Below are 20197 nucleotides of genomic sequence, written 5' to 3' on the forward strand. Positions count from 1 at the left end.
GATAAAGCGAGGTATGCCTGATGGCGATTGAACGGCATGATTTGAACTACAGCAAGCAGGTTGTCGAGATAGTGGAGCAGAAGGAAGAGCTGCTGACAAGGGTAAGCGATCAAATCTGGTCCTTCGCGGAGACGCGCTATGAGGAGTACAAGTCCGCCGAGCTTCTTGCGTCCGTGCTGGAAGAGGAAGGATTCACGGTTGAACGGAACGCCGGCGGGATCGAGACGGCATTTGTCGCCAGCTATGGCGAAGGCAAGCCGGTCATTGCCATTCTGGGCGAGTACGATGCGCTGTCCGATCTTAGCCAGGAAAAAGGCAAACCGGAGTACATCCCGCAGATGCCCGGCGGGAACGGCCATGGCTGTGGACATAATTTGCTGGGGACAGGCGCACTTGGCGCCGCCCTGGCGGTTCGAACCTTTATGGAGCAGCATCACATTCAAGGAACGGTGCGTTATTACGGATGCCCGGCTGAAGAGGGGGGAGGCGGAAAGGCCTATATGGTACGGAAAGGGCTGTTCTCGGATGTAGATACAGCCGTTACCTGGCATCCTGGCGGATTAACCAATATTATGGACGTATCCAGTCTGGCAACATCCCAAGTCTTCTTCCGCTTCAAGGGAAAGAGCGCCCATGCCGGCGGAGATGCTTATCTGGGCAGAAGCGCCCTGGACGCGGTTGAGCTGACCAATGTCGGCTGCAATTATCTCCGCGAGCATATTATTCCGGAAGCGCGCATTCACTATGCAATCACCCGAACAGGCGGAGTATCCCCCAACGTCGTGCAATCGGATGCGGAGGTGCTGTACAAAATTCGCACACCGAAATCCGAGCAGCTCGCCGAGCTATATGAACGGGTATGTAATGTTGCCAAAGGCGCGGCATTAATGACCGGCACGGAGCTGAGCATCCAGTATGATTCCGGATCATCGGAATTGATTGTGAACCGGGTTCTGGAGCAATTCCTGTTCGACAAGCTGAACGAGCTCGGGATTCCCGAATTCAGCGAGCTGGAGAAGGGATTTGCCGCTGAAATTCGTTCGACAATGTCGGAAGCGGAGCTTCGTCATATTCCGGAGGAATTGAACGACGAGGTATTTACGAACCGTATTGAGTCGTACAAGCCGACCGAAGAGGTTAAAGTCGCAATGGGTTCCACCGATGTTGGCGATGTTAGCTGGAACGTACCTACCGCGCAGGCCTGGATTGCCAGCATGGCGCTTGGCACCTCGCTGCATTCCTGGCAGGCCGTCAGCCAGTTCGGCACATCCATTGGACATAAGGGAATGCTCCATGCCAGCAAATTGCTCGGCGCAGCGGTAGTCGGTCTGTTCGAGCATCCTGAAATCATCGAGCAGGCGAAGCAGGAGTGGTCGGGACGAATGAAGAACAGACGTTACGAGTGTCCCATCCCCGAAGGCTTTGTGCCTCAACCCATAATAAAAGGATAATTAAGCGGGCATCCCGGAAGCAGCTATGAATTGGCTGCCTGGGATGCCCTGTTTTTGTTGTATTCCATTCACGGAGCCGTTCAGTCTACCGGAATACTCATATAGATCGCGGTTCCCCAGGCGAATTTGCTGCGAATCTGTATCCGGTACGCGCTTCCGTAGATCAGCTTCATTCGCTTGTCGGTATTGAACAATCCGATATGATTCTGACTGTCCGGATCTTCTTCCAGTGTCTCGCGTATCGCCTCCAGACGCTCGGGGAGAATGCCTACTCCATTATCGACGATGGATATTACAAGTCGGGAGTTAATTAATCGGGTTCTGACCTTGATTTGCCCTTTACCTTCCTTTTCCTTGATCCCGTGATACAGACTGTTTTCGATCAGCGGCTGAAGGCTTAGCTTGAGAACATGATATTTCAGAGTCTCTGGATCACAGTCCCAGATGACATTGAATTTGTCCTTATATCTCATTTTCTGAATCTCAATATACGGAAGCGTCTCTTTAACCTCTGTCTTCAGGGTAACCAGTTCTCCGTTCCCCTCCAGCGAATACCTCAGTATGTCGGAGAGGTTGCCGATCATTTCATTCACTTCGTTAGGCTTCCCGCCAAGCTTCAGCGCCTTCCAGTTCAGCGTCTCCAGCGTATTGAACAGGAAGTGGGGGTTCATCTGGGATTGCAATGCCGCAAGCTCAAGTGCCTGGGATTTGTATTTTCTCTCCGATAACTGCACCCTCAGATAATTACGCTCGATGAAATTATTCAAGATGCTCTGTATGATATACCCGAATACGTCCTTGTCCTTGCTCGGCATAGGCGGCAGCGGGACACCTTTTTGCGCGGAGTCGAATACGGAAATAATGAGCTTGATCGCATTCACATTTTTTCTCGTCAAATAATAGGCCAGGAGGCTTCCCATTACTAGCGATATAATCAGCAGAACCACCGTAGTGACGGTCAGTTGGGACGGAATACCGTACAGCGAGCGGCTGGGCACTATGGAAATAAAGGTCCAGGGATATTTGGCGGAGATCATTTTATTCACTACTACCTGGTTGTCGTCCACATCCATCCTGAAGGAAGATGACACCCTGCCGGCAATCGTCTGAATATCTTGCAGAGAGAAGCGTGGCTCGGACATATTCGTGAATATCAGTCTGTGATTGCTGTCGAGAATTAAATAACTCTGGTCCTGAGGGGTCTCAAGCTTGCTCAAAAGCTCGGAGATATACGAAGGCTTAATATTAAGGACGATCACTCCTTTACTATTATCCGATAATGTAATCCGGCGAAAAATAGTAATGACCTCCGTGTTCACATTCGTATTATTCGCACCCGGCATCTCGAAGGAGCGCTGCTCCGTCCAAATTTCATCATTAGGCGAATGATTCACGTAATCCTCGTACCAACCCGTATCGAAGTAATCTACGAATGACACGATCCCGCCCATAGCGGAGGAGATAAACCTCTGGTTGGAATTCTCGATATAAATATAAATGGAGTTAATATACGGCTTGCTGATCGACGGGGAGTCGATAAAGCTCTTTAACGTCGAGAGCTGCTGATAGTCATCGAGTGTTGGCAGATTCTTCTGCATCATGCTCTTCAGATTGGTGAACTGGGTCGCGCTGGCGATGATATGCATGTTCAGCGTGTCCATTTCGTCGAAGATCATTTCAATATTTTCCATACTCTGCTGAAGCAGATTCTTATTGGCCTGACTGATCTCGGCGCGGATATATTGCTGAATCAACACCGTGGACAATATTCCCAGAATCGTAATCGGGATAAGCAGCGGAATCAGAAGTGTGAGCAGATTTTTGACAAAAAAGCTTCGGTATAAGTTGTTCATAGGCAGCTTCCTCTAGTTTTCGTTTCTGTAGTCCCGCGGCGTTTTGCCAAAATGGCGGCGAAAAGTGCGTGTGAAATTCTTCGCGTTGCTGTAGCCGATTATTTCGCTGACTTCATAGGTTTTATAGCTTTCATCCTTCAGAAGTTCAGCTGCCTTCTCCATTCGGATTTCCATTAAATACTCGGAGAAATTCTTGCCAGTCTTCTGCTTGAAATAGCGGCTTAAATAGTAGGGATTCATATATGCAATCTTGGCTGCATTCTCAAGTGAAGCCTCTTTGTAATGCTCATCTATATAGGCCTTGACTTTGTCGATGGTCTTCTCGCTGACCGCCTGTTGGCCTGAATCCCCGGTTTCCTCCCCTTCACGGGCGAGATTCCTCTCTTGATCGAGATCCTCCTTCAAACGCTCGAATACCCGGGTCAGTTCCGTGTACTTCGTCGGCTTGAGCAAGTAATGCTTAACCCCGAAATTCAGGGCCATTTGCGCGAGCTCAAATTCCCGATAGCCGCTGAGCATCACCATATTCACTTTGGAGCGCTGCTCGTACAGCTCTTTGGCGACGTCAAGACCGCCCATGACCGGCATTTTAATATCGCACAGCAAAATATCAACAGCATGATTAGAGATGAAATCAAGGGTTTCCAAGCCGTTCACAGTCAATCCAACCACTTCGAAACCAATCTCGTTCCAGGGGAAATATTGGCTTAAGCCATTTCTGATCTCGCTCTCGTCATCGGCGATAAGAAGTTTGTACATGTGTTGACCCCCCAAGGCAAATCAATATGAAAGAAAAAGTAACATTACTTTTCAATAAAGGGTAGAACAGAAGAAGCCATGTTAGCTATTATGGCTGGAATCTGGCGTATTCATGCTTTAGCGTTTTTTATTGTAACATTATCGGACATCAAAATCGCTAACAGGTATCATTTTTTAACCACGAAGTAAAAAAAGAACACTTCTGAATGACACGGCGCAATTTCTCTCAACTGAAGAGTCAAAATATAAAAACGAAGTCCTACTTTCTTTCTTTCATTTTTTATTAACTAGTAATAGGGATTCTTTGAAAAGGAAAGGAAGAAAACGATGGATCATAACCAAGCTGCACCGTCTACCCGGCCTTCGGCCGCTGATGCTGATCTTGCCAATCCGGTATTCCGGGTTCATCTCGGAGGAAAAATATCTGTTCAATCCTCCATGGAAATCAAGAATAGGGAAATGCTATCCAAGGTATATACACCCGGAGTGGCACAAGTATGCACTTCCATTCACCACAATCCACAGCATGTCCATTCATTGACTATGAAGAGCAATACGGTAGCTGTCGTCTCGGACGGAACCGCTGTCCTCGGACTAGGCGATATCGGACCTGCCGCGGCCCTGCCTGTAATGGAAGGAAAAGCGATGCTGTTTAAGCAGCTTGCTGATATCAATGCGTTCCCGTTATGTCTGAATACGCAGGACACGGAGGAAATCATTTTCACTGTCAAAGCGGTAAGTCCCGTATTCGGCGGAATCAATCTCGAAGATATTAGTGCCCCCCGGTGTTTTGAGATTGAGAAGCGTCTGGTGGAGGAGCTGGACATTCCGGTATTCCATGACGATCAGCATGGTACGGCTATCGTTGTACTCGCCGGCCTGATTAATGCGATCAAGGTTGTTAACAAGCGTATGGAGGATCTGCGTGTTGTTGTCAACGGGATTGGCGCCGCTGGTGTGTCGATCTGCAAATTATTGATAAAAGCCGGGGTAGGCCGGATTATCCCTGTCGACAGACAGGGAGCCATTGTCCAGGGGGGCGCTTATGAGAACCCGATGTGGCAGTGGCTTGCCGACCAGCCGCAGACCGGCCAGGAACCCGGCAGTTTGAAAGACATGATTCATGGAGCGGATGTGTTCATAGGGGTATCCAAGGGGGGCTTGTTGAAGGGAGAGGATTTACAGCGCATGAATCCAGGCGCCATCGTATTTGCGCTCGCCAACCCGGAGCCCGAAATCATGCTCTCCGAAGCGCTTCCTTATGTCGCGGTGTATGCCTCGGGAAGAAGCGATTTTCCGAACCAGATCAATAACGTGCTGGCGTTTCCGGGTATTTTTCGCGGGGCACTCGATTGCAGGGCGAAGGTAGTCAATGACGCGATGAAGATGGCGGCGGCTCATGCTATCGCGGCTTCCGTGTCCGACGCAGAACGCAGCGCCCAGTATATAATCCCGGACATATTTAATGAACAAATCGTTCCCAACGTAAGAAAGGCCGTGATTCTCGCAGCAGCAGAGACTGGAGCGGCACTTGTAATCCCTGATGATATCCTCATTGCAGATGGGCAAGAGGTGTAGCCAATGCCTGCCAAGCGATTTCAATTATTTGCGAATAAAGAAATGAGAATTCTGGCGATCAGCTTATTATTTCTGGGAATAGGCAATGCCGTGACCGCACCTTTTCTGCTTCTGTTCGGTGTGGAGGAGCTGGGCCTGGGCTCGGGGATTTTCGGTGCCTGGATTGCGGCAAACTCCCTGTGCGGAATTCTCGTCAACACACTGCTTGCCAAACGATCGGACAGCGGATTTGACCGGAAAAAGCTCATAATACTGGCATCCGCCTTCTCGGTTGTCGCCTATATTGGCTGTTATCTCGTATACCATGATCTCCGGTTTCTGCTGTTTGTCATTCCTGTATTTCTCGGGCTAGGCGCTCCTGCGCTGCCGCAAATTTTCGCTCATGCAAGAGATATCCTCAATCAAAGCAGCGATCGCCGTAATGGCTCATCCGCCAACGCGCTTCTTCGTTCGCTATTTTCAGCAGGATTTCTCATCGGACCGTTGGTGGGAACCTTCCTGCTGGCACAGGGCGGATACAATGCTCTGTTCTTGGGCTCTGCAACAATGTTTTTATCTTTCGGCGTCCTGGTTCTTCTCTTTCTGAAACGGAGTCCTGCAAGCACCGGCTCCGCCGCGAAAGTGCAAGGCATAGGCGAGCAATTGAAGAACCGGAACATCCTGTTTCCCTTTCTGGCCCTTCTGCTGTTCTTCGCATCCAACTCGATTTATGGAATCGGCGGCCCATTGCTAATCACCAGACAGCTCCAGGGTTCAGCCAGCTATGTAGGCCTGGCATCCAGCATTTGCGCCGGGTTGGAAATTGTGACGATGCTGTTCCTCGTGCTGGCTTCAAGGAGAGTCTCCAACCGGCATCTATTGATACTGGGCGGTGTGTGCTCCGTTATGTTCTTCGTGATCGTGATTCTATCTACGCAAGTGTGGCATATTCTGGCCGCCCAATTCTTTCTGGCTGTCTTTATTGCAATCGCCACAAGCATTGGCATCAGTTACTTTCAGGACCTGCTCCCGAATCAGTCCGGTGTGGCTACCACCCTCTATTCCAATGCGGCAAGCTTCGGTATGCTGCTGGGAAATGTGGGAGGGGGAGTATTGGTTGAATGGCTCGGTTATCGGAATGTGTTCTGGTCCTGCTTGAGCACTGCCCTGACGGCACTTGTCCTGTTCAAATTATCCAAGGAAGAAATCAGCTCACAGACCGTCGTTACTGAACGGAATCAAGGATCAGAAGGGGAGCTCATTCATGATTGATGTGAAATATAGAGTTGAACATGATTTTTTGGGAGAGAAGAATATTCCGGGTGAAGCCTACTATGGCATTCAGGCTCTAAGGTCGGCGGAGAACTTTCCAATTACCGGATACAAGGTACAGGAAGAGCTGATCACCGCATTGGCAATGGTCAAGAAAGCGGCGGCCCTGGCGAATATGGAGACTGGAAAGCTGGACTCCGAGCGGGGGTTGGCAATTGTCCAGGCTTCCGAGGAAATCATATCCGGCAAGTGGCATGATCACTTTATTGTGGACCCGATCCAGGGCGGAGCCGGTACCTCCATGAATATGAATATGAATGAAATTATTGCGAACCGGTCGCTTGAGCTGCTCGGGCATTCAAAAGGGAATTACAAGCTCCTGAGTCCGAATACTCATGTAAATATGTCCCAATCGACCAATGATGTGTTTCCAACAGCCATCCATCTGTCTGTATTGAAGGGAATCGACCGTCTTCTATTAACCCTTCAGAATATGCAGGCGGCATTCGCCCGCAAGGCCCGGCAATTCGATTCGATAATTAAAATGGGAAGAACACATCTGCAGGACGCGGTTCCCATTCGATTAGGCCAGGAATTCGCCGCATATGGAAGTGTAATCCTCCGGGATATCGAGAGAATTGAACGTACCCGCAGCAATCTTCTTGAAATTAACATGGGGGCGACCGCCGTCGGCACCGGATTGAACGCCAGCTCAACTTATATCGGGAAGGTGACCCGGTTCCTAACCGCGATCAGCGGCTATGAGTTGACTCCTGCCCGCAATTTGATTGATGCAACCCAGAATACGGATGCTTACACGGAAGTGTCAGCCGCATTAAAAATCAGCATGATCAATATGTCCAAGATCGCGAATGATCTGCGGCTGATGGCATCAGGTCCCCGCGCCGGATTATATGAAATCCAGCTTCCCGCCAGACAACCTGGCTCTTCGATTATGCCCGGCAAGGTCAACCCGGTCATGTGCGAGGTCGTCAACCAGGTCGCCTTTCAGATAATCGGCAACGACCATACGATTAGCCTGGCTTCCGAAGCAGGGCAGCTTGAGCTTAACGTAATGGAGCCTGTTCTTGTATTCAACTTGCTCCAGTCTCTCAAAATGATGGACCGGTCGCTGAAATCCTTCACAGAGCTGTGCCTGAACGGAATTACAGCCAATGAAGCGAAGTGTCTGGAATATGTCGAGAAGAGCATCGGACTTATCACAGCGTTAAATCCCCATATCGGGTATGAGACGGCTTCCATGATCGCCCGTGAATCGCTAAGCTCCGGCAAGCCCGTTCGGGATATTTGTCTGGAGAGAGGGATTCTAAGTCAGGAAGCGCTGAATCTGATACTTAACCCGTTTGAAATGACGGAACCGGGAATTGCCGGAGCTGCCTTGATGCATTCTTCCAGCGATAGCGTTGAATAAAGTAGGGGAGGGGTCAGCCTGAAACGGCTGGCCCCTCCCTGTTCGTAGGCAATTCACAAATCTCCCTCCAGCAAGTTTCCTGCTTATTCCTCTTTCACCTTGCCTCCTATATATTGAACAATTTGAAATCAACTGTACAGTAATGAACGAATCCAAGATTATTAACTATTGCATACATTCCTTCGCTTTCTATAATTATAGACGCATGTTGATTATTCAATCAATATTGATTTTGTGATTTGCTGTCACGAAAGCGAAAGGGGATTACTACTATTGAGCAACAACTTGAAGATTTACATGCTCGCGTTCATTACCTTTATGACTGCCACGACGGAGTTTATCATTGCCGGGATTCTGGATAAGGTGGCTGACTCTGTAAATATTCCGGTTGCGGCAGCGGGACAGCTCATTACTGTCTTTGCAATCGCCAATGCGATCGGCTCACCCATTGTCATGATGTCGACAGCCAGAGTGGACCGCAGGCATTTACTGATGCTGGCCCTGGGAATCCTTGTGATCGGCAGCGTTATGACTATCACCCTCCCGGGCTTTGGATTTCTAATCCTCTCCCGCATAATGCTCGCTGTAGGCACAGGAGTGTTCGGCACCATCGCCAAGACTTACGCCTCCCAGCTGGCGTCTCCCGAGCGGCGCGCCGGAGCCATTGCTACCGTTATTACAGGTTCCAGTGCGGCTCTAATTATCGGTGTTCCCATTGGCCGGGTCGTGGCTTCGATATACGATTGGAAGGTTATCTTCTGGGGGATCGGACTGTTCAGTCTGCTGGCGATCTTTGCCGTATCAAGGACCATTCCGTCTTCGAAAGAAGCGGAGACCGTTCCATTGAAGAACCAACTCGCACTGTTGAAAGAACCTAAAATCTTCACCGGACTACTTGTAACGTTCTTTTGGCAGCTGGGATATGCGGCGCTCTTCGCTTATATTGCTCCGTTCCTGCTAACCATTCATCATATGAGCGAGCGTGAAGTGAGCCTGTCCCTGTTTGCCTTCGGCATCGCAACCTTGATCGGCTCCAAGTCCGGCGGCTATTTGACTGATCGCCTCGGCATCCACCGAACACTCCTGGGCAGCTTAACGGTTCATGTACTCGCGCTTCTGTTGCTCTCGACGATTTCCGGTTCAGTCTTCGTCACTGTTCCTCTGCTGATGCTATGGGCATTTGCGGCATGGTCGTCCGGCCCCGGCCTGCAATATAACCTGATTGTGACCGCACCCAATGCCGCGGGAATTATGCTTAGCCTATTCGGTTCTGTTCTTCAGCTAAGCATTGCCGCTGCCGCAGGCATTGGCGGGATCGCCGCTTCCGGCTCCTCTATGCTGGCGATAAGCTGGACCGGAGCAGTATCCGTCGCCGTTGCTTTAGGCATTGCGGCCGTAGCCTTCAGCCGTTCCCGCAGTTTGCCGCTTTCAAGCAAATCGGAGGCAAGCTGAAGGGGGGATGCCATTTGTTTACCCTTCCGCGTGTTCACGGGTTGTGTCAAGCTTAGCCGAGCGCTATAATACCCTTGAAGCTCTGCAGAAAGGACATCATTATCATGACATTTATATATTTCGTGGTTGGGATCTTACTCTTGTGGGCGTTGGTTCAGCTATGGCCCGTACCCTCTCTTACTTATGTGGACGGTGAGGAATGGGACCCGTCGTTTGTACGCTGGTCACAGGTGAAGCTTCTCGACGTAAGAGATTCCAGCGAGTATTGGGAGGATCATCTTTCGGACTCGATCAATATTTCGGTTGGCCGGCTGCCTGTAGTGTGGGGAAAGGATTTATCCCCCGATGATGAAGTGGTCATTGTCTCCCGGAACTGGTTGCAGCAAAGGAAAGCGGCCAGAATTCTTGCGAGACGCGGATTTCGGCGGCTGTATGCCGTTCGAGGTTATTTTTTGCCGATGAGAAGAAGAGAAGAATCATGCAAGTGCAACTGCTGCTGCTAATCGGATTCTGACAGAACTAACAATAAACACTTCTGAAGCACCTTAATACTGGGTGTGTAGGGAGTGTTTTTTTGTCCACTGGAAAGATAATGCTGTTGGTCAAATTGTCTTGACTTCAAGTGAACTTCAAGTGATAAATTCGGTCTATCAGAGAAGCGAGGTGAAGTGAAGAATGAACATCACACAAGTCGCCAACCAGTTCGGTTTAACGGCTGCAACACTGAGATATTACGAACGGATAGGCTTAATTCCACCGATAAACCGGAGAAACAACGGCATTCGCGATTACAGCCAGGAAGATATCTACTGGATCGAATTCATTAAATGTATGAGGGACGCCGGAATAACAATCGAGTCATTAATCGAATACACGGCATTATTTTCCGAAGGAGACGAGACTCTCAAAGCCCGTAAAGAAATTCTGGTTAGCGAGAGAACGAAGCTGATCGAGAGGCGGGAAGAGATTAACCAGATTATCAAGAGATTGGATGTGAAAATTAACGACTGCGACGGTAACATGACTGAAATCGAGGCTGAACTCAAAAATATACCCATCGTAGAATAATTCTAGGCACAAGAGGCCGGGGAAGAACTTTTCATCAGAAAAAGGACTCCTTGCGCCTTTTTGATTTGACTTAAAGTTAGCTTTAAGGAGTACGCTTATCTTTAGAGATGGGAGGAATAATCTTTGAAAACAATAAATCAGCAAAAGCTAGCCGGAGAACGTGCTCTGTTCAAGAGCAGGGATCTCATCATCACAAATTCTGTTTTTGCGGATGGTGAATCCCCGCTGAAGGAAAGCCGCGACATTTCGATTCATAATAGCATTTTCAAATGGAAATATCCTTTGTGGTATTGTGACAACATCCGTGTTACGAACAGTACGCTGCTGGAAATGGCACGCTCGGGAATTTGGTATACGCATCATATTTCAATCAGCGACAGCGTCATCGAAGCGCCCAAGGCTTTTCGCCGCTCCAGCGATATCTGCCTGACGAACGTAGATCTGCCTAATGCGCAGGAGACTCTATGGAATTGTGAAGATATAGACTTGAAGCATGTGACGGCCAGAGGGGACTACTTCGGAATGAACAGCAAGAATATACGAATCGACGACTTCAGCCTGACAGGGAACTATGCGTTTGATGGAGCCAAGAATATTGAAATTCGCAATGCGAAGCTCATTTCCAAAGACACTTTTTGGAACTGCGAGAATGTTACCGTCTATGATTCGCTCATCATCGGCGAGTATCTCGGCTGGAACTCCAAAAATATCAATTTCATTAACTGCACCATCGAAAGCAATCAGGGAATGTGTTATATGGAGCATTTACTTATAGAGAATGGAACGATCCTCAATACGGATTTGGCGTTTGAATATTCGACGATTAATGTGGATGCGACAACACAGATAGACAGTGTGAAAAACCCGGTTGCAGGAACGATTAAAGCAAAAGGTATTGGTGAAATCATTCTGGATGATGAAGAGATTATTCCCGCCTTAACCCGGTATGAGCTGGATCAAGCAGGTGAACCTTGTGAATTATGATTTTGATAAACTGACGAACCGCTTCGAGACGAACTCATATAAATGGGATGTTGGTCCCGATGAACTTCCCATGTGGGTGGCGGATATGGACTTCGAGACGTCTCCGGCCATTATTGCTGCCTTTCAACAGCGGCTCGATCATCGTATTTTTGGATACACGTCCGTACCGGATGACTATTATGATGCGATCACGCAGTGGTGGGGGAAGAGGCATCAATTCCATGTTACAAAAGAATGGATTATGTTCTGCACCGGTGTTGTGCCGGCGATATCCTCGATCGTACGCAAAATGACCAAAGCCGGCGACAACGTTCTTGTACTGGCCCCGGTTTATAATATTTTCTACAATTCCATAGTGAACAATCAGCGAAATGTTATTACAAGTGAAATGGTGTATAAGGATCTCCGGTACACGATCGATTTTGACGATTTGGAAGAAAAACTGGCCGATCCCGAAACGACTCTGATGATATTCTGCAATCCGCATAATCCAATAGGCAAGGTGTGGGACAAAGAAACTCTGCAAAGAATAGGCAACCTGTGTATCAAGCATCATGTCCTGATCCTTTCCGATGAAATCCATTGTGATCTGACTCATCCCGGCCACCCATATACACCCTTTGCTTCCGTATCAGAAGAAATCGCCCAGAACAGCATCACCTGCGTTGCGCCTACGAAGGCTTTTAACCTGGCTGGAATTCAATCGTCGAGTATTATCGTTCCCAACCCCCATATCCGGCAACTCGTTAATCGCGGGATTAATACGGATGAGGTTGCTGAACCCAATGTGTTTGCAGTTGAAGCAGCCATTTCGGCTTTCACAGAGGGTGAGCCATGGCTTATGTCGTTATTGGATTATCTGATGGCGAACAAACAATTTCTTGAGCAGTATCTCTCAAACGAACTCCCGGAGCTTCGCATCATTCACTCAGAAGCTACCTATCTAGCCTGGATCGATTGCGGGGCAGTGACCGCTGATACGACAACCCTGTGCGAATATATCCGGAGAGAAACCGGATTATTTGTTTCAGAGGGAGGTGTTTTTGGCGGGAATGGCCGTCATTTCATTCGATTAAACTACGCATGCCCGATCGGTCGGCTTGAAGATGGATTGCAGCGTCTGAAAAAGGGAATACAAGCCTACTCCTCGGGTAAATCTGGCGATTTTCTATAAAAACTCCGGATATGCTTCGGGGTTGATCAATTAGGCAGCAGCGAAGTGGGATGGTTATTTGAACCCAATCTAACGATATTCAGCAAGGGGGCATTAATCATGAAAAAGGCATTGTTATTATTTCAGGTAATCCTTCTGATTCTTACTCTGGCGGCGTGCGGAACGAAAAGCGCGGTTGAGAGCCGTACAAGCAGTGCGGGCAGCACTTCGTTTCCCTCCACTCCCGGTTCTTCTGCTCTGGTTCCATCCGCTGAAACCGCCACCTCTGACAACAGCGACAGGAAGATTCTGATCGCCTACTTTTCCCGGGTTGGGAATACGGATTTTGATGACACTGTGGACGTTGTCTCCTCCGCAAGTCTTAACCTTAATAAAAACGGTGCGCTGGCAGGCAATACAGAATTGATAGCAGATATGATTCATGATGCTGTCGGCGGCGATCTGTTTCGCATTGAAACCGTAAATAAATATCAAGCTGATTATGACACGGTTGTCGATTTCGCTCAGCAGGAGAAGCGTGATCAGATACGTCCGGAGCTGAGCGCCCATGTGGCCGATATGCAGGATTACGATACGGTCTTTATCGGCTTTCCGAACTGGTGGTACGACCTGCCTATGGCTGTATACAACTTTTTGGAGGAGTACGACTTTTCGGGAAAAACTGTTATTCCGTTTACCACCCATGAAGGCAGCGGATTTTCTGGCAACAGGGATACGATTGAAAAGAAGTTGACAGGCGCAACCGTACTGGACGGTCTTGCCGTCAGAGGCAGTGAAGCCGCCGGCGCACAGCGTGATGTGTACGAATGGCTGCAGCAGCTTGGAATGTTAAACGAAGCATCGTAAAGGAGAAAAGATGAAACCAAAAGCAATCGTAAAAATTGGGATAGATCTAGTTATGACAATATTGCTTCTGATACTGATGGCATTTATGCTTACCGGACAGAAAGCGCATGAATGGTTCGGAGCTGCAATGATTGTAATGTTCATCACTCACAACATCCTGAATTTCAAATGGTACAAAAATCTGCTGAAGGGCAGATACACCCCCTTGCGCATCGTCCAGACAGTAGTGAATCTCGCAGTGCTTATGTCCATGATCGGGCTGATGGTCAGCGGTATCATGATGTCCGGTTATGTATTCGCTCTTTTATCTATTAATGGTGGAATGTCTTTCGCAAGAGAGTTGCACATGCTTGCCTCCTATTGGGGTTATATCTTTATGTCGCTGCATCTTGGGCTGCATTGGAACATGATCATGAGCATGGTGAGAAAAACGGCTAAAGCCGCTCCGGCTTCCAGTAACCGCAAGGTTGTCGCACGGGGTATAGCCACCGCGATTGCTGCATACGGCGTGTATGGGTTAATTCGGCACGATATTTCATCATATCTTTTTTTGAAGAACACGTTCATTTTTTTTGACTTTGATCGTTCGCCGATCTTATTCTTTGCGGAATATCTGGCTATGATGGGGCTTTGGATCTATATTGCCTACTATGGAGCAAGAAGTATGATGCGGCGGGGTGGACATAATGAACATTAAACAAGTTGCCGACCAGTTCGGCTTAACGGCTGCAACACTGAGATATTACGAAAGCGTAGGCCTAATTCCACCGGTAAGACGAAATGAAAACGGCGTGCGAGATTTTACCCGGAATGACGTCAAATGGATAGAATTTATTAAATGCATGCGTGATGCCGGATTATCCATAGAGGCATTAAATGAATATACCGCTTTATTTATCAAAGGAGATCATACGATCGGTGCCCGCAAAAACATCCTGCTTAACGAAAGAGAGAAACTGATCGGGAAACGGAATGAATATGACCATTTAATCAAGAAACTGGACAGAAAAATCAACGACTATAACGGGAAATTGCTTGAAAACGAAATGAAGCTGCGAAGACAGCCCACGGCAGAAACCAGTCATGAAATTAGCTCAAAATAAAACAAGGGAATGAATGTTATAAGCGCTTTAAACGGACGAGCTATGACCTGATTCACAGACAGTTCTCCTAGTTCAACACTATAATATGCCAACAACTTCATAGGCGAATATGGTGAAACGCCCAGGCGTTTCTTAAAAGGGAAGAACGGTGCAAATCCGTCACGGTCCCGCCACTGTAAATGGAGAGCAAGCTTAAGTCACTGTGTTAACGGGAAGGCTTAGGCAGCGGATGTGAACATCCGTGCATTGCGTTTGATCCATGAGTCAGGAGACCTGCCTTATTCCGCAATGAACGACTGACCTACGAGGATAGGGAGGCGTAGAGCGCTCATATCTTCGACGATTACAAGGCACTCCTACGCTTCCTTTTGCGTGGGTGGTGCTTTTTTTGCGTCCAGCCGCATATAATGCCGGTGCCCAAGCAAGTTCTTGCCTATCTTTCTGTAATGTATAGGATCGCCAATAATCGCACAGAGAGGAACGTGTAAGTGTTGGAACAGTTATGGAACATCATCAACCGGATTGAACGCCCGAATGTGGTGTCGATGCACAAAATGCGCAGACGCATTAATAATTTGACCAAGCCTCTGGGAAGTCTCGGACGGCTGGAGGAGATTGCCGTTCGTCTGGTCGGGATAACCGGCAGCGAGATGCCTAGTTTAGGCCGCAAAGCGGTGGTCGTCATGTGCGGTGATCACGGAGTGGTCGAGGAAGGCGTCAGCGCATTTCCCCAGGAGCTGACAAGCCTGATGATCTCCAATTTCATTAACGGAAAGGCTGCCGTCAATGTACTTGCGCGTCAAGCGGGCGCGGAGGTGCATGTTGTGGATGTCGGGACACTGTTGTCCGACCCGCCGAAAGGCGTCATTCGCCGGAAGGTAAGGGCGGGCACGGCCAATATGGCCCAAGGACCGGCGATGAGCAAGGAGGAAACGGTTGCGGCGCTTCATGCCGGTATTGATACCGCCCGGGAGCTTATCGATCAGGGGATCGGGATCATTGCCCTCGGAGAAATGGGAATCGGCAACACCACGCCCAGCAGCGCCATCGTTGCGGTGCTGACCGGCCAGCCGGTTGAGATGATCACCGGGCTTGGATCGGGAATAACGGCGGAGGCGCTGAACTCCAAGATCAAGGTAATCGAGCAGGCGATCCGGGTCAACCGCCCCGATCCCGGGGATGCCGTCGACGTGCTATCCAAGGTGGGCGGATTGGAAATTGCCGGGCTTGCCGGAGTGATTCTGGGAGCAGCTGCGAACAAAATTCCTGTCGTAGTGGACGGGGTTATTACCGGAGCGGCTGCGCTTGCGGCTTGCCGCATCGAACCCCGCTGCCGGGAGTTCCTGTTCGCCTCGCATGTCTCCGTTGAACCGGCGCACATCATCGTTCTGGACGAGCTAAGACTGAAGCCGCTGCTCGTAATGGACATGCGTCTGGGTGAAGGGACCGGTGCCGCGTTAGCCCTGCCGATCATCGAATCGGCTATCCGCCTGGTTTCGGAAATGGCTACCTTTGATGATTTGGGCATTCCAAGCCCGGCTCCCGATGAGGATGAATACGCGCTGAATGTGGACAGCGGAGCTGCCGCAGGTCTCCATGAAGAGTCGGCTTCCCATTAAAAGTGACGGAACAAGAATCGAGGAGCAAAGGAGAAGCGTCATATGCTTGGAACTAAGGGAAAGCTGCTGGTAATCGGATTGGGCCCGGGCGCTGCCGCGCATATAACGGAACGCGCCCGCACGGCAATTGAAGAGAGCGAAGTCATTGTCGGATATAACACCTATGTGGAATTGATCCGTGATCTTCTGAATGGTCAAGAGCTCATCAGCACCGGCATGACGGAGGAAGTAAGCCGGGCCCGGGAAGCGGTCGATCAGGCCTATGCGGGAAGAAGTGTGGGCGTAATCTCAAGCGGTGACGCAGGCGTCTACGGTATGGCAGGGCTGATCTACGAGGTGCTGGCCGAGAGAAACTGGAACGATGGGGATAACGTTGAAGTGGAAGTGATCCCCGGCATATCGTCCATCCATTCGTGCGCGGCCCTGCTGGGAGCGCCAATTATGCATGATGCCTGTACGATCAGTCTCAGTGATCATTTGACTCCCTGGGAGACGATTGCGAAGCGGGTTGACGCGGCAGCGGAGGCGGATTTCGTCATCGCCCTGTACAATCCGAAAAGCGGAAAACGTACCCGTCAGATCGAAGAGGCGCAGCGCATTCTGCTGAAGCACAAGTCGCCGGAGACTCCGGTCGGGCTGGTAAAGAGCGCGTACCGGGAGCGTCAGCAGGTAGTGCTGACGACGCTTGCGGATATGCTGGAGCATGAAATCGGGATGCTGACCACGGTGATCATCGGCAATTCAACAACCACCGTCTATAACGGGGTCATGATTACGCCAAGAGGCTACCAGCGAAAATACGAGCTAAACTCGGATGAGCAGTCCTTGCGGCCGCATGAGCGTCTGAAAGCGGAGGCTGAGCCATGGGCTCTTGGCGCCGAAGGAACAAAGCTCTCATAAATATACGATTAAGCTTATTAAAGCGATGATAAATCGATAATTCACAAGGAGGAACAAGATGGACGTGATTTTGCTGGTGGGTCATGGAAGCCGGGACCCCGAGGGTAATGAAGAACTGCTGCATTTTGTCGACGAGGTCCGGCGGGCCGCGTCGCAGTATAACATTGAAACCTGCTTTCTGGAGCTTGTGGAGCCGGATATCGGCGAGAGTATTGCTCGCTGTGTCCGGCTTGGGGCTACCCGGGTGATCGTAATCCCGATCATGCTGTTCGCAGCGGCGCATGCCAAGTATCATATTCCGTTTGAAATCAATGAGGCCAGCAAACGGTATCCTGATGTGGAGTTCGTGTACGGCCGTCCGATCGGCGTTCACCAGAAGGTCATGGATATTCTCACCAGCCGGATGGAAGCGGCAGGCTTCCCGGCAAGCAGCGCCGAGTTCCCGATAGAGCTGCCCCGGCGCGAGCCGGATACTGCCGTGCTTCTGATCGGGCGGGGCAGCAGCGACAGGGACGCCAACGGCGATTTCTACAAAATGTCCCGTCTTCTCTGGGAGCGGCTTCCGGTGAGATGGGTGGAAAACGGCTTCATCGGCGTGACAGAGCCTACCTTTGAGGAAGGATTGGAGCGCTGTTTGCAGCTAGGGGCCAAGAAGGTGTTTATGCTGCCTTACTTTCTTTTTACCGGCGTGCTCATGAAGCGAATTGAGGAGATGGCGGGGGGCTTCGCACTCCGGTACCCGAACATTGAGTTCGAACTGGCCGGATATTTCGGCAGCCACCCGAAGCTGGTGGAGATGCTGGTTGAACGGATCGAAGAGGCGCTGGGCGGACAAGCGCTCACGAATGACGGGATATTTGATTACCGGCAGGCTGTATCCGCCGGGCATGAGCATCATCACGGACATGATCATTCCCATGGACACGATCACTCGCATGGACATGGACACTCTCACGGACACGATCACTCGCATGGACATGGACATTCACACGGACACGATCATTCGCATGGACATGGACACTCTCACGGACACGACCACTCGCATGTACATGGGCATTCACATGGACACGGTCATTCCGATGCTCATGGACATTAGCATCATCACGAGCAGCACCATGGGCATGAGTATTCGCATGAAGGGCAGCATTGTGGCGGACATACCCCTCATTCGCTCAGCAATCATGACCATGAGGGCGGCGCTCATGCCGATAGCAAAGTTCAAGATAAGCAGCGGCAAGAACCGCCTTGCGGATATCAGCCCCTTTAGGAGGAACTATGATCTTGGCACTTTGCGGCACCAGCGACGCCAGGGAACTTGCCGTCCTGATCCAAAGTAACAGCTTCCGCCTCTTGGCTTCAGTCGTAACCGATCAGGCGGCGAACAGCCTCCGTAAAGCGGAAATCCCCGTTCGCACAGGCCAGCTGGACCGGTACGGAATGGTAGAGCTCGTGCGGCAGGAGCAGATCAGGGCTATTGTGGACGCGAGTCATCCCTTTGCGGAAGAGGCACACCGGAACGCCATGGCGGCAGCCGAAGAGAACGGGATTCCCTATATCCGCTATGAACGGACCTCACAGGAATATGGCAGCGATCCGAAGCTGACCATCGTTGCTTCTTATGAAGAAGCAGCAGCTGAAGCGAAGAGACGCAAAGGCTCCGTTATGCTGACGACCGGCAGCAAGACGCTCCATCTGTTCACCAGGGAACTGCTTGGCGATCCAGGGATTCGGCTTGCCATCCGAACACTGCCAAGGCGCGACTGTATTGAAAAAGCCGAGGAGCTGGGCATCGAGCAGCGTAACGTTATTGCGCTTCAGGGACCGTTCTCCAGGGAGCTGAATGAGGCGCTGTACCGGCAGTATGAAACGACCGTGATGATTACGAAAGAGAGCGGTGTTCCCGGATCGGTCGACGAGAAGGTGGATGCCGCGATGCAAATGGGAATTCATGTAATTATGATTTCGAGGCCGAACATTGATTTCGGAACTGTGTTCAGGAATTTCGAAGATGTGATCCGGGAACTGAACGATACGATTCATGAAGAGAAGGAATGAGGAGGGCGCAGCATGGATTTCAGGACGGAATTTCAGCCCCAGACGATTCAACCTCAGGAAATTGAGAGCGCAAGCTTCAAGATGATTGCTGAGGAGCTCGGAGAGCATCCCTTCACTCCCGAGCAATTTCCGGTTGTACGCCGGATCATCCATGCGACGGCGGACTTTGAATTAGGAAGAAGCATGGTGTTTCATTCCGAAGCGATAGAGGCGGGAATCAAAGCGATCCGGGATGGAAGAACCATTGTAGCCGATGTGCAGATGGTGCAAGTGGGCATCAGCAAGCCACGAATCGAGAAGTACGGGGGGCGCGTCAGCGTTTATATTTCAGATTCGGATGTCGCTGCGGAGGCAGCGCGCTTCAACACAACCCGCGCGATTATGGCCATCCGGAAGGCGGCACGAGAAGCGGAGAACGGCATCTATGCCATCGGCAACGCGCCGACAGCCCTGCTTGAGCTGATCCGGCTCATCAAAACCGGAGAAGCGAAGCCCGGTCTCATTGTCGGCATGCCGGTTGGCTTCGTGTCCGCAGCGGAATCGAAGGACGAGCTCCGCAGACTCGATATTCCGTTTATTACGAATCTCGGCCGCAAGGGCGGCAGCACGGCAGTCGCCGCCGCTGTTAACGCGCTCTCCATTATGGCAGAGCAGGCATGAATTCAGGAAAGG

The 20197-nt window shown here is 50.3% G+C and carries 18 protein-coding genes, 1 pseudogene and 1 riboswitch; of the genes and pseudogenes, 17 read left to right on the forward strand and 2 right to left on the reverse strand.

The window, feature by feature from the left end; translation table 11 throughout:
• The first annotated feature begins 20 nt into the window (after positions 1-20).
• Positions 21-1451 carry an amidohydrolase gene (locus KIH86_RS06425; protein ID WP_223081883.1) on the forward strand — a complete coding sequence of 477 codons (1431 nt, stop codon included), beginning with the start codon at positions 21-23 and terminating at the stop codon, positions 1449-1451.
• 80 nt (positions 1452-1531) lie between these two features.
• On the opposite strand, the gene KIH86_RS06430 is transcribed toward KIH86_RS06425, so the two are convergent.
• Together KIH86_RS06430 and KIH86_RS06435 are read right to left on the reverse strand one after the other, a co-directional pair.
• Positions 1532-3304, reverse strand: coding sequence for a cache domain-containing sensor histidine kinase (locus KIH86_RS06430; RefSeq protein WP_223081884.1), 1773 nt, complete (start codon positions 3302-3304; stop codon positions 1532-1534).
• A gap of 12 nt (positions 3305-3316) precedes the next feature.
• A complete protein-coding gene (locus KIH86_RS06435; protein ID WP_223081885.1) occupies positions 3317-4063 on the reverse strand; it encodes a response regulator transcription factor in 747 nt (248 codons plus the stop codon).
• Between the two features lie 327 nt (positions 4064-4390).
• On the opposite strand from KIH86_RS06435, the gene KIH86_RS06440 reads away from it, so the two are divergent.
• The 16 genes and pseudogenes from KIH86_RS06440 (at position 4391) to KIH86_RS06515 (ending at position 20185) form a co-directional block, all read left to right on the forward strand.
• On the forward strand, positions 4391-5641 hold the full coding sequence (locus tag KIH86_RS06440) for an NAD(P)-dependent malic enzyme (RefSeq protein WP_223081886.1): 1251 nt from the start codon (positions 4391-4393) through the stop codon (positions 5639-5641).
• Positions 5642-5644: 3 nt separating this feature from the next.
• Entirely contained in the window at positions 5645-6892 is a 1248-nt protein-coding gene (locus KIH86_RS06445; RefSeq protein ID WP_223081887.1) for a sugar efflux transporter, read from the forward strand.
• The gene (aspA, locus tag KIH86_RS06450; RefSeq protein ID WP_223081888.1) at positions 6885-8324 is read left to right on the forward strand and encodes an aspartate ammonia-lyase; all 1440 of its coding nucleotides are present in this window, start codon (positions 6885-6887) and stop codon (positions 8322-8324) included. The genes KIH86_RS06445 and aspA overlap by 8 nt, the downstream gene beginning before the upstream one ends.
• A 273-nt stretch (positions 8325-8597) precedes the next feature.
• Entirely contained in the window at positions 8598-9776 is a 1179-nt protein-coding gene (locus tag KIH86_RS06455) for an MFS transporter (RefSeq protein WP_223081889.1), read from the forward strand.
• A 104-nt stretch (positions 9777-9880) separates the two neighbouring features.
• Positions 9881-10279 carry a rhodanese-like domain-containing protein gene (locus KIH86_RS30075; protein WP_223081890.1) on the forward strand — a complete coding sequence of 133 codons (399 nt, stop codon included), beginning with the start codon at positions 9881-9883 and terminating at the stop codon, positions 10277-10279.
• A 172-nt stretch (positions 10280-10451) separates the two neighbouring features.
• Positions 10452-10844: a MerR family transcriptional regulator gene (locus tag KIH86_RS06465; RefSeq protein ID WP_223081891.1), complete on the forward strand. Its 393-nt coding sequence runs from the start codon at positions 10452-10454 to the stop codon at positions 10842-10844.
• Between the two features lie 123 nt (positions 10845-10967).
• Entirely contained in the window at positions 10968-11828 is an 861-nt protein-coding gene (locus KIH86_RS06470) for a DUF3737 family protein (protein ID WP_223081892.1), read from the forward strand.
• On the forward strand, positions 11791-13002 hold the full coding sequence (locus tag KIH86_RS06475; protein WP_223081893.1) for a MalY/PatB family protein: 1212 nt from the start codon (positions 11791-11793) through the stop codon (positions 13000-13002). The genes KIH86_RS06470 and KIH86_RS06475 overlap by 38 nt, the downstream gene beginning before the upstream one ends.
• 99 nt (positions 13003-13101) lie before the next feature.
• Entirely contained in the window at positions 13102-13848 is a 747-nt protein-coding gene (locus tag KIH86_RS06480) for a flavodoxin (protein WP_223081894.1), read from the forward strand.
• A gap of 10 nt (positions 13849-13858) precedes the next feature.
• On the forward strand, positions 13859-14545 hold the full coding sequence (locus tag KIH86_RS06485; RefSeq protein WP_223081895.1) for a DUF4405 domain-containing protein: 687 nt from the start codon (positions 13859-13861) through the stop codon (positions 14543-14545).
• A complete protein-coding gene (locus tag KIH86_RS06490) occupies positions 14535-14951 on the forward strand; it encodes a MerR family transcriptional regulator (RefSeq protein WP_223081896.1) in 417 nt (138 codons plus the stop codon). Before KIH86_RS06485 ends, KIH86_RS06490 begins: the two co-directional genes overlap by 11 nt.
• Positions 14952-15044: 93 nt before the next feature.
• A riboswitch (cobalamin riboswitch) is annotated at positions 15045-15246 on the forward strand.
• A gap of 193 nt (positions 15247-15439) precedes the next feature.
• Positions 15440-16570 carry a nicotinate-nucleotide--dimethylbenzimidazole phosphoribosyltransferase gene (cobT, locus tag KIH86_RS06495; RefSeq protein ID WP_235775289.1) on the forward strand — a complete coding sequence of 377 codons (1131 nt, stop codon included), beginning with the start codon at positions 15440-15442 and terminating at the stop codon, positions 16568-16570.
• 42 nt (positions 16571-16612) lie between these two features.
• A pseudogene (gene cobJ, locus KIH86_RS06500) lies at positions 16613-17443 on the forward strand (precorrin-3B C(17)-methyltransferase); the annotation flags it as partial.
• An 85-nt stretch (positions 17444-17528) separates the two neighbouring features.
• A complete protein-coding gene (locus KIH86_RS06505; RefSeq protein ID WP_223081898.1) occupies positions 17529-18566 on the forward strand; it encodes a sirohydrochlorin chelatase in 1038 nt (345 codons plus the stop codon).
• Positions 18567-18745: 179 nt separating this feature from the next.
• Positions 18746-19525: a precorrin-6A reductase gene (cobK, locus tag KIH86_RS06510; RefSeq protein ID WP_223081899.1), complete on the forward strand. Its 780-nt coding sequence runs from the start codon at positions 18746-18748 to the stop codon at positions 19523-19525.
• A gap of 12 nt (positions 19526-19537) precedes the next feature.
• Positions 19538-20185, forward strand: coding sequence for a precorrin-8X methylmutase (locus KIH86_RS06515; RefSeq protein WP_223081901.1), 648 nt, complete (start codon positions 19538-19540; stop codon positions 20183-20185).
• Positions 20186-20197 lie beyond the last annotated feature (12 nt).

The sequence above is a fragment of the Paenibacillus sinensis genome (assembly GCF_019904155.1).
In the GTDB taxonomy this organism is placed as follows: domain Bacteria; phylum Bacillota; class Bacilli; order Paenibacillales; family Paenibacillaceae; genus Paenibacillus_AQ; species Paenibacillus_AQ sinensis.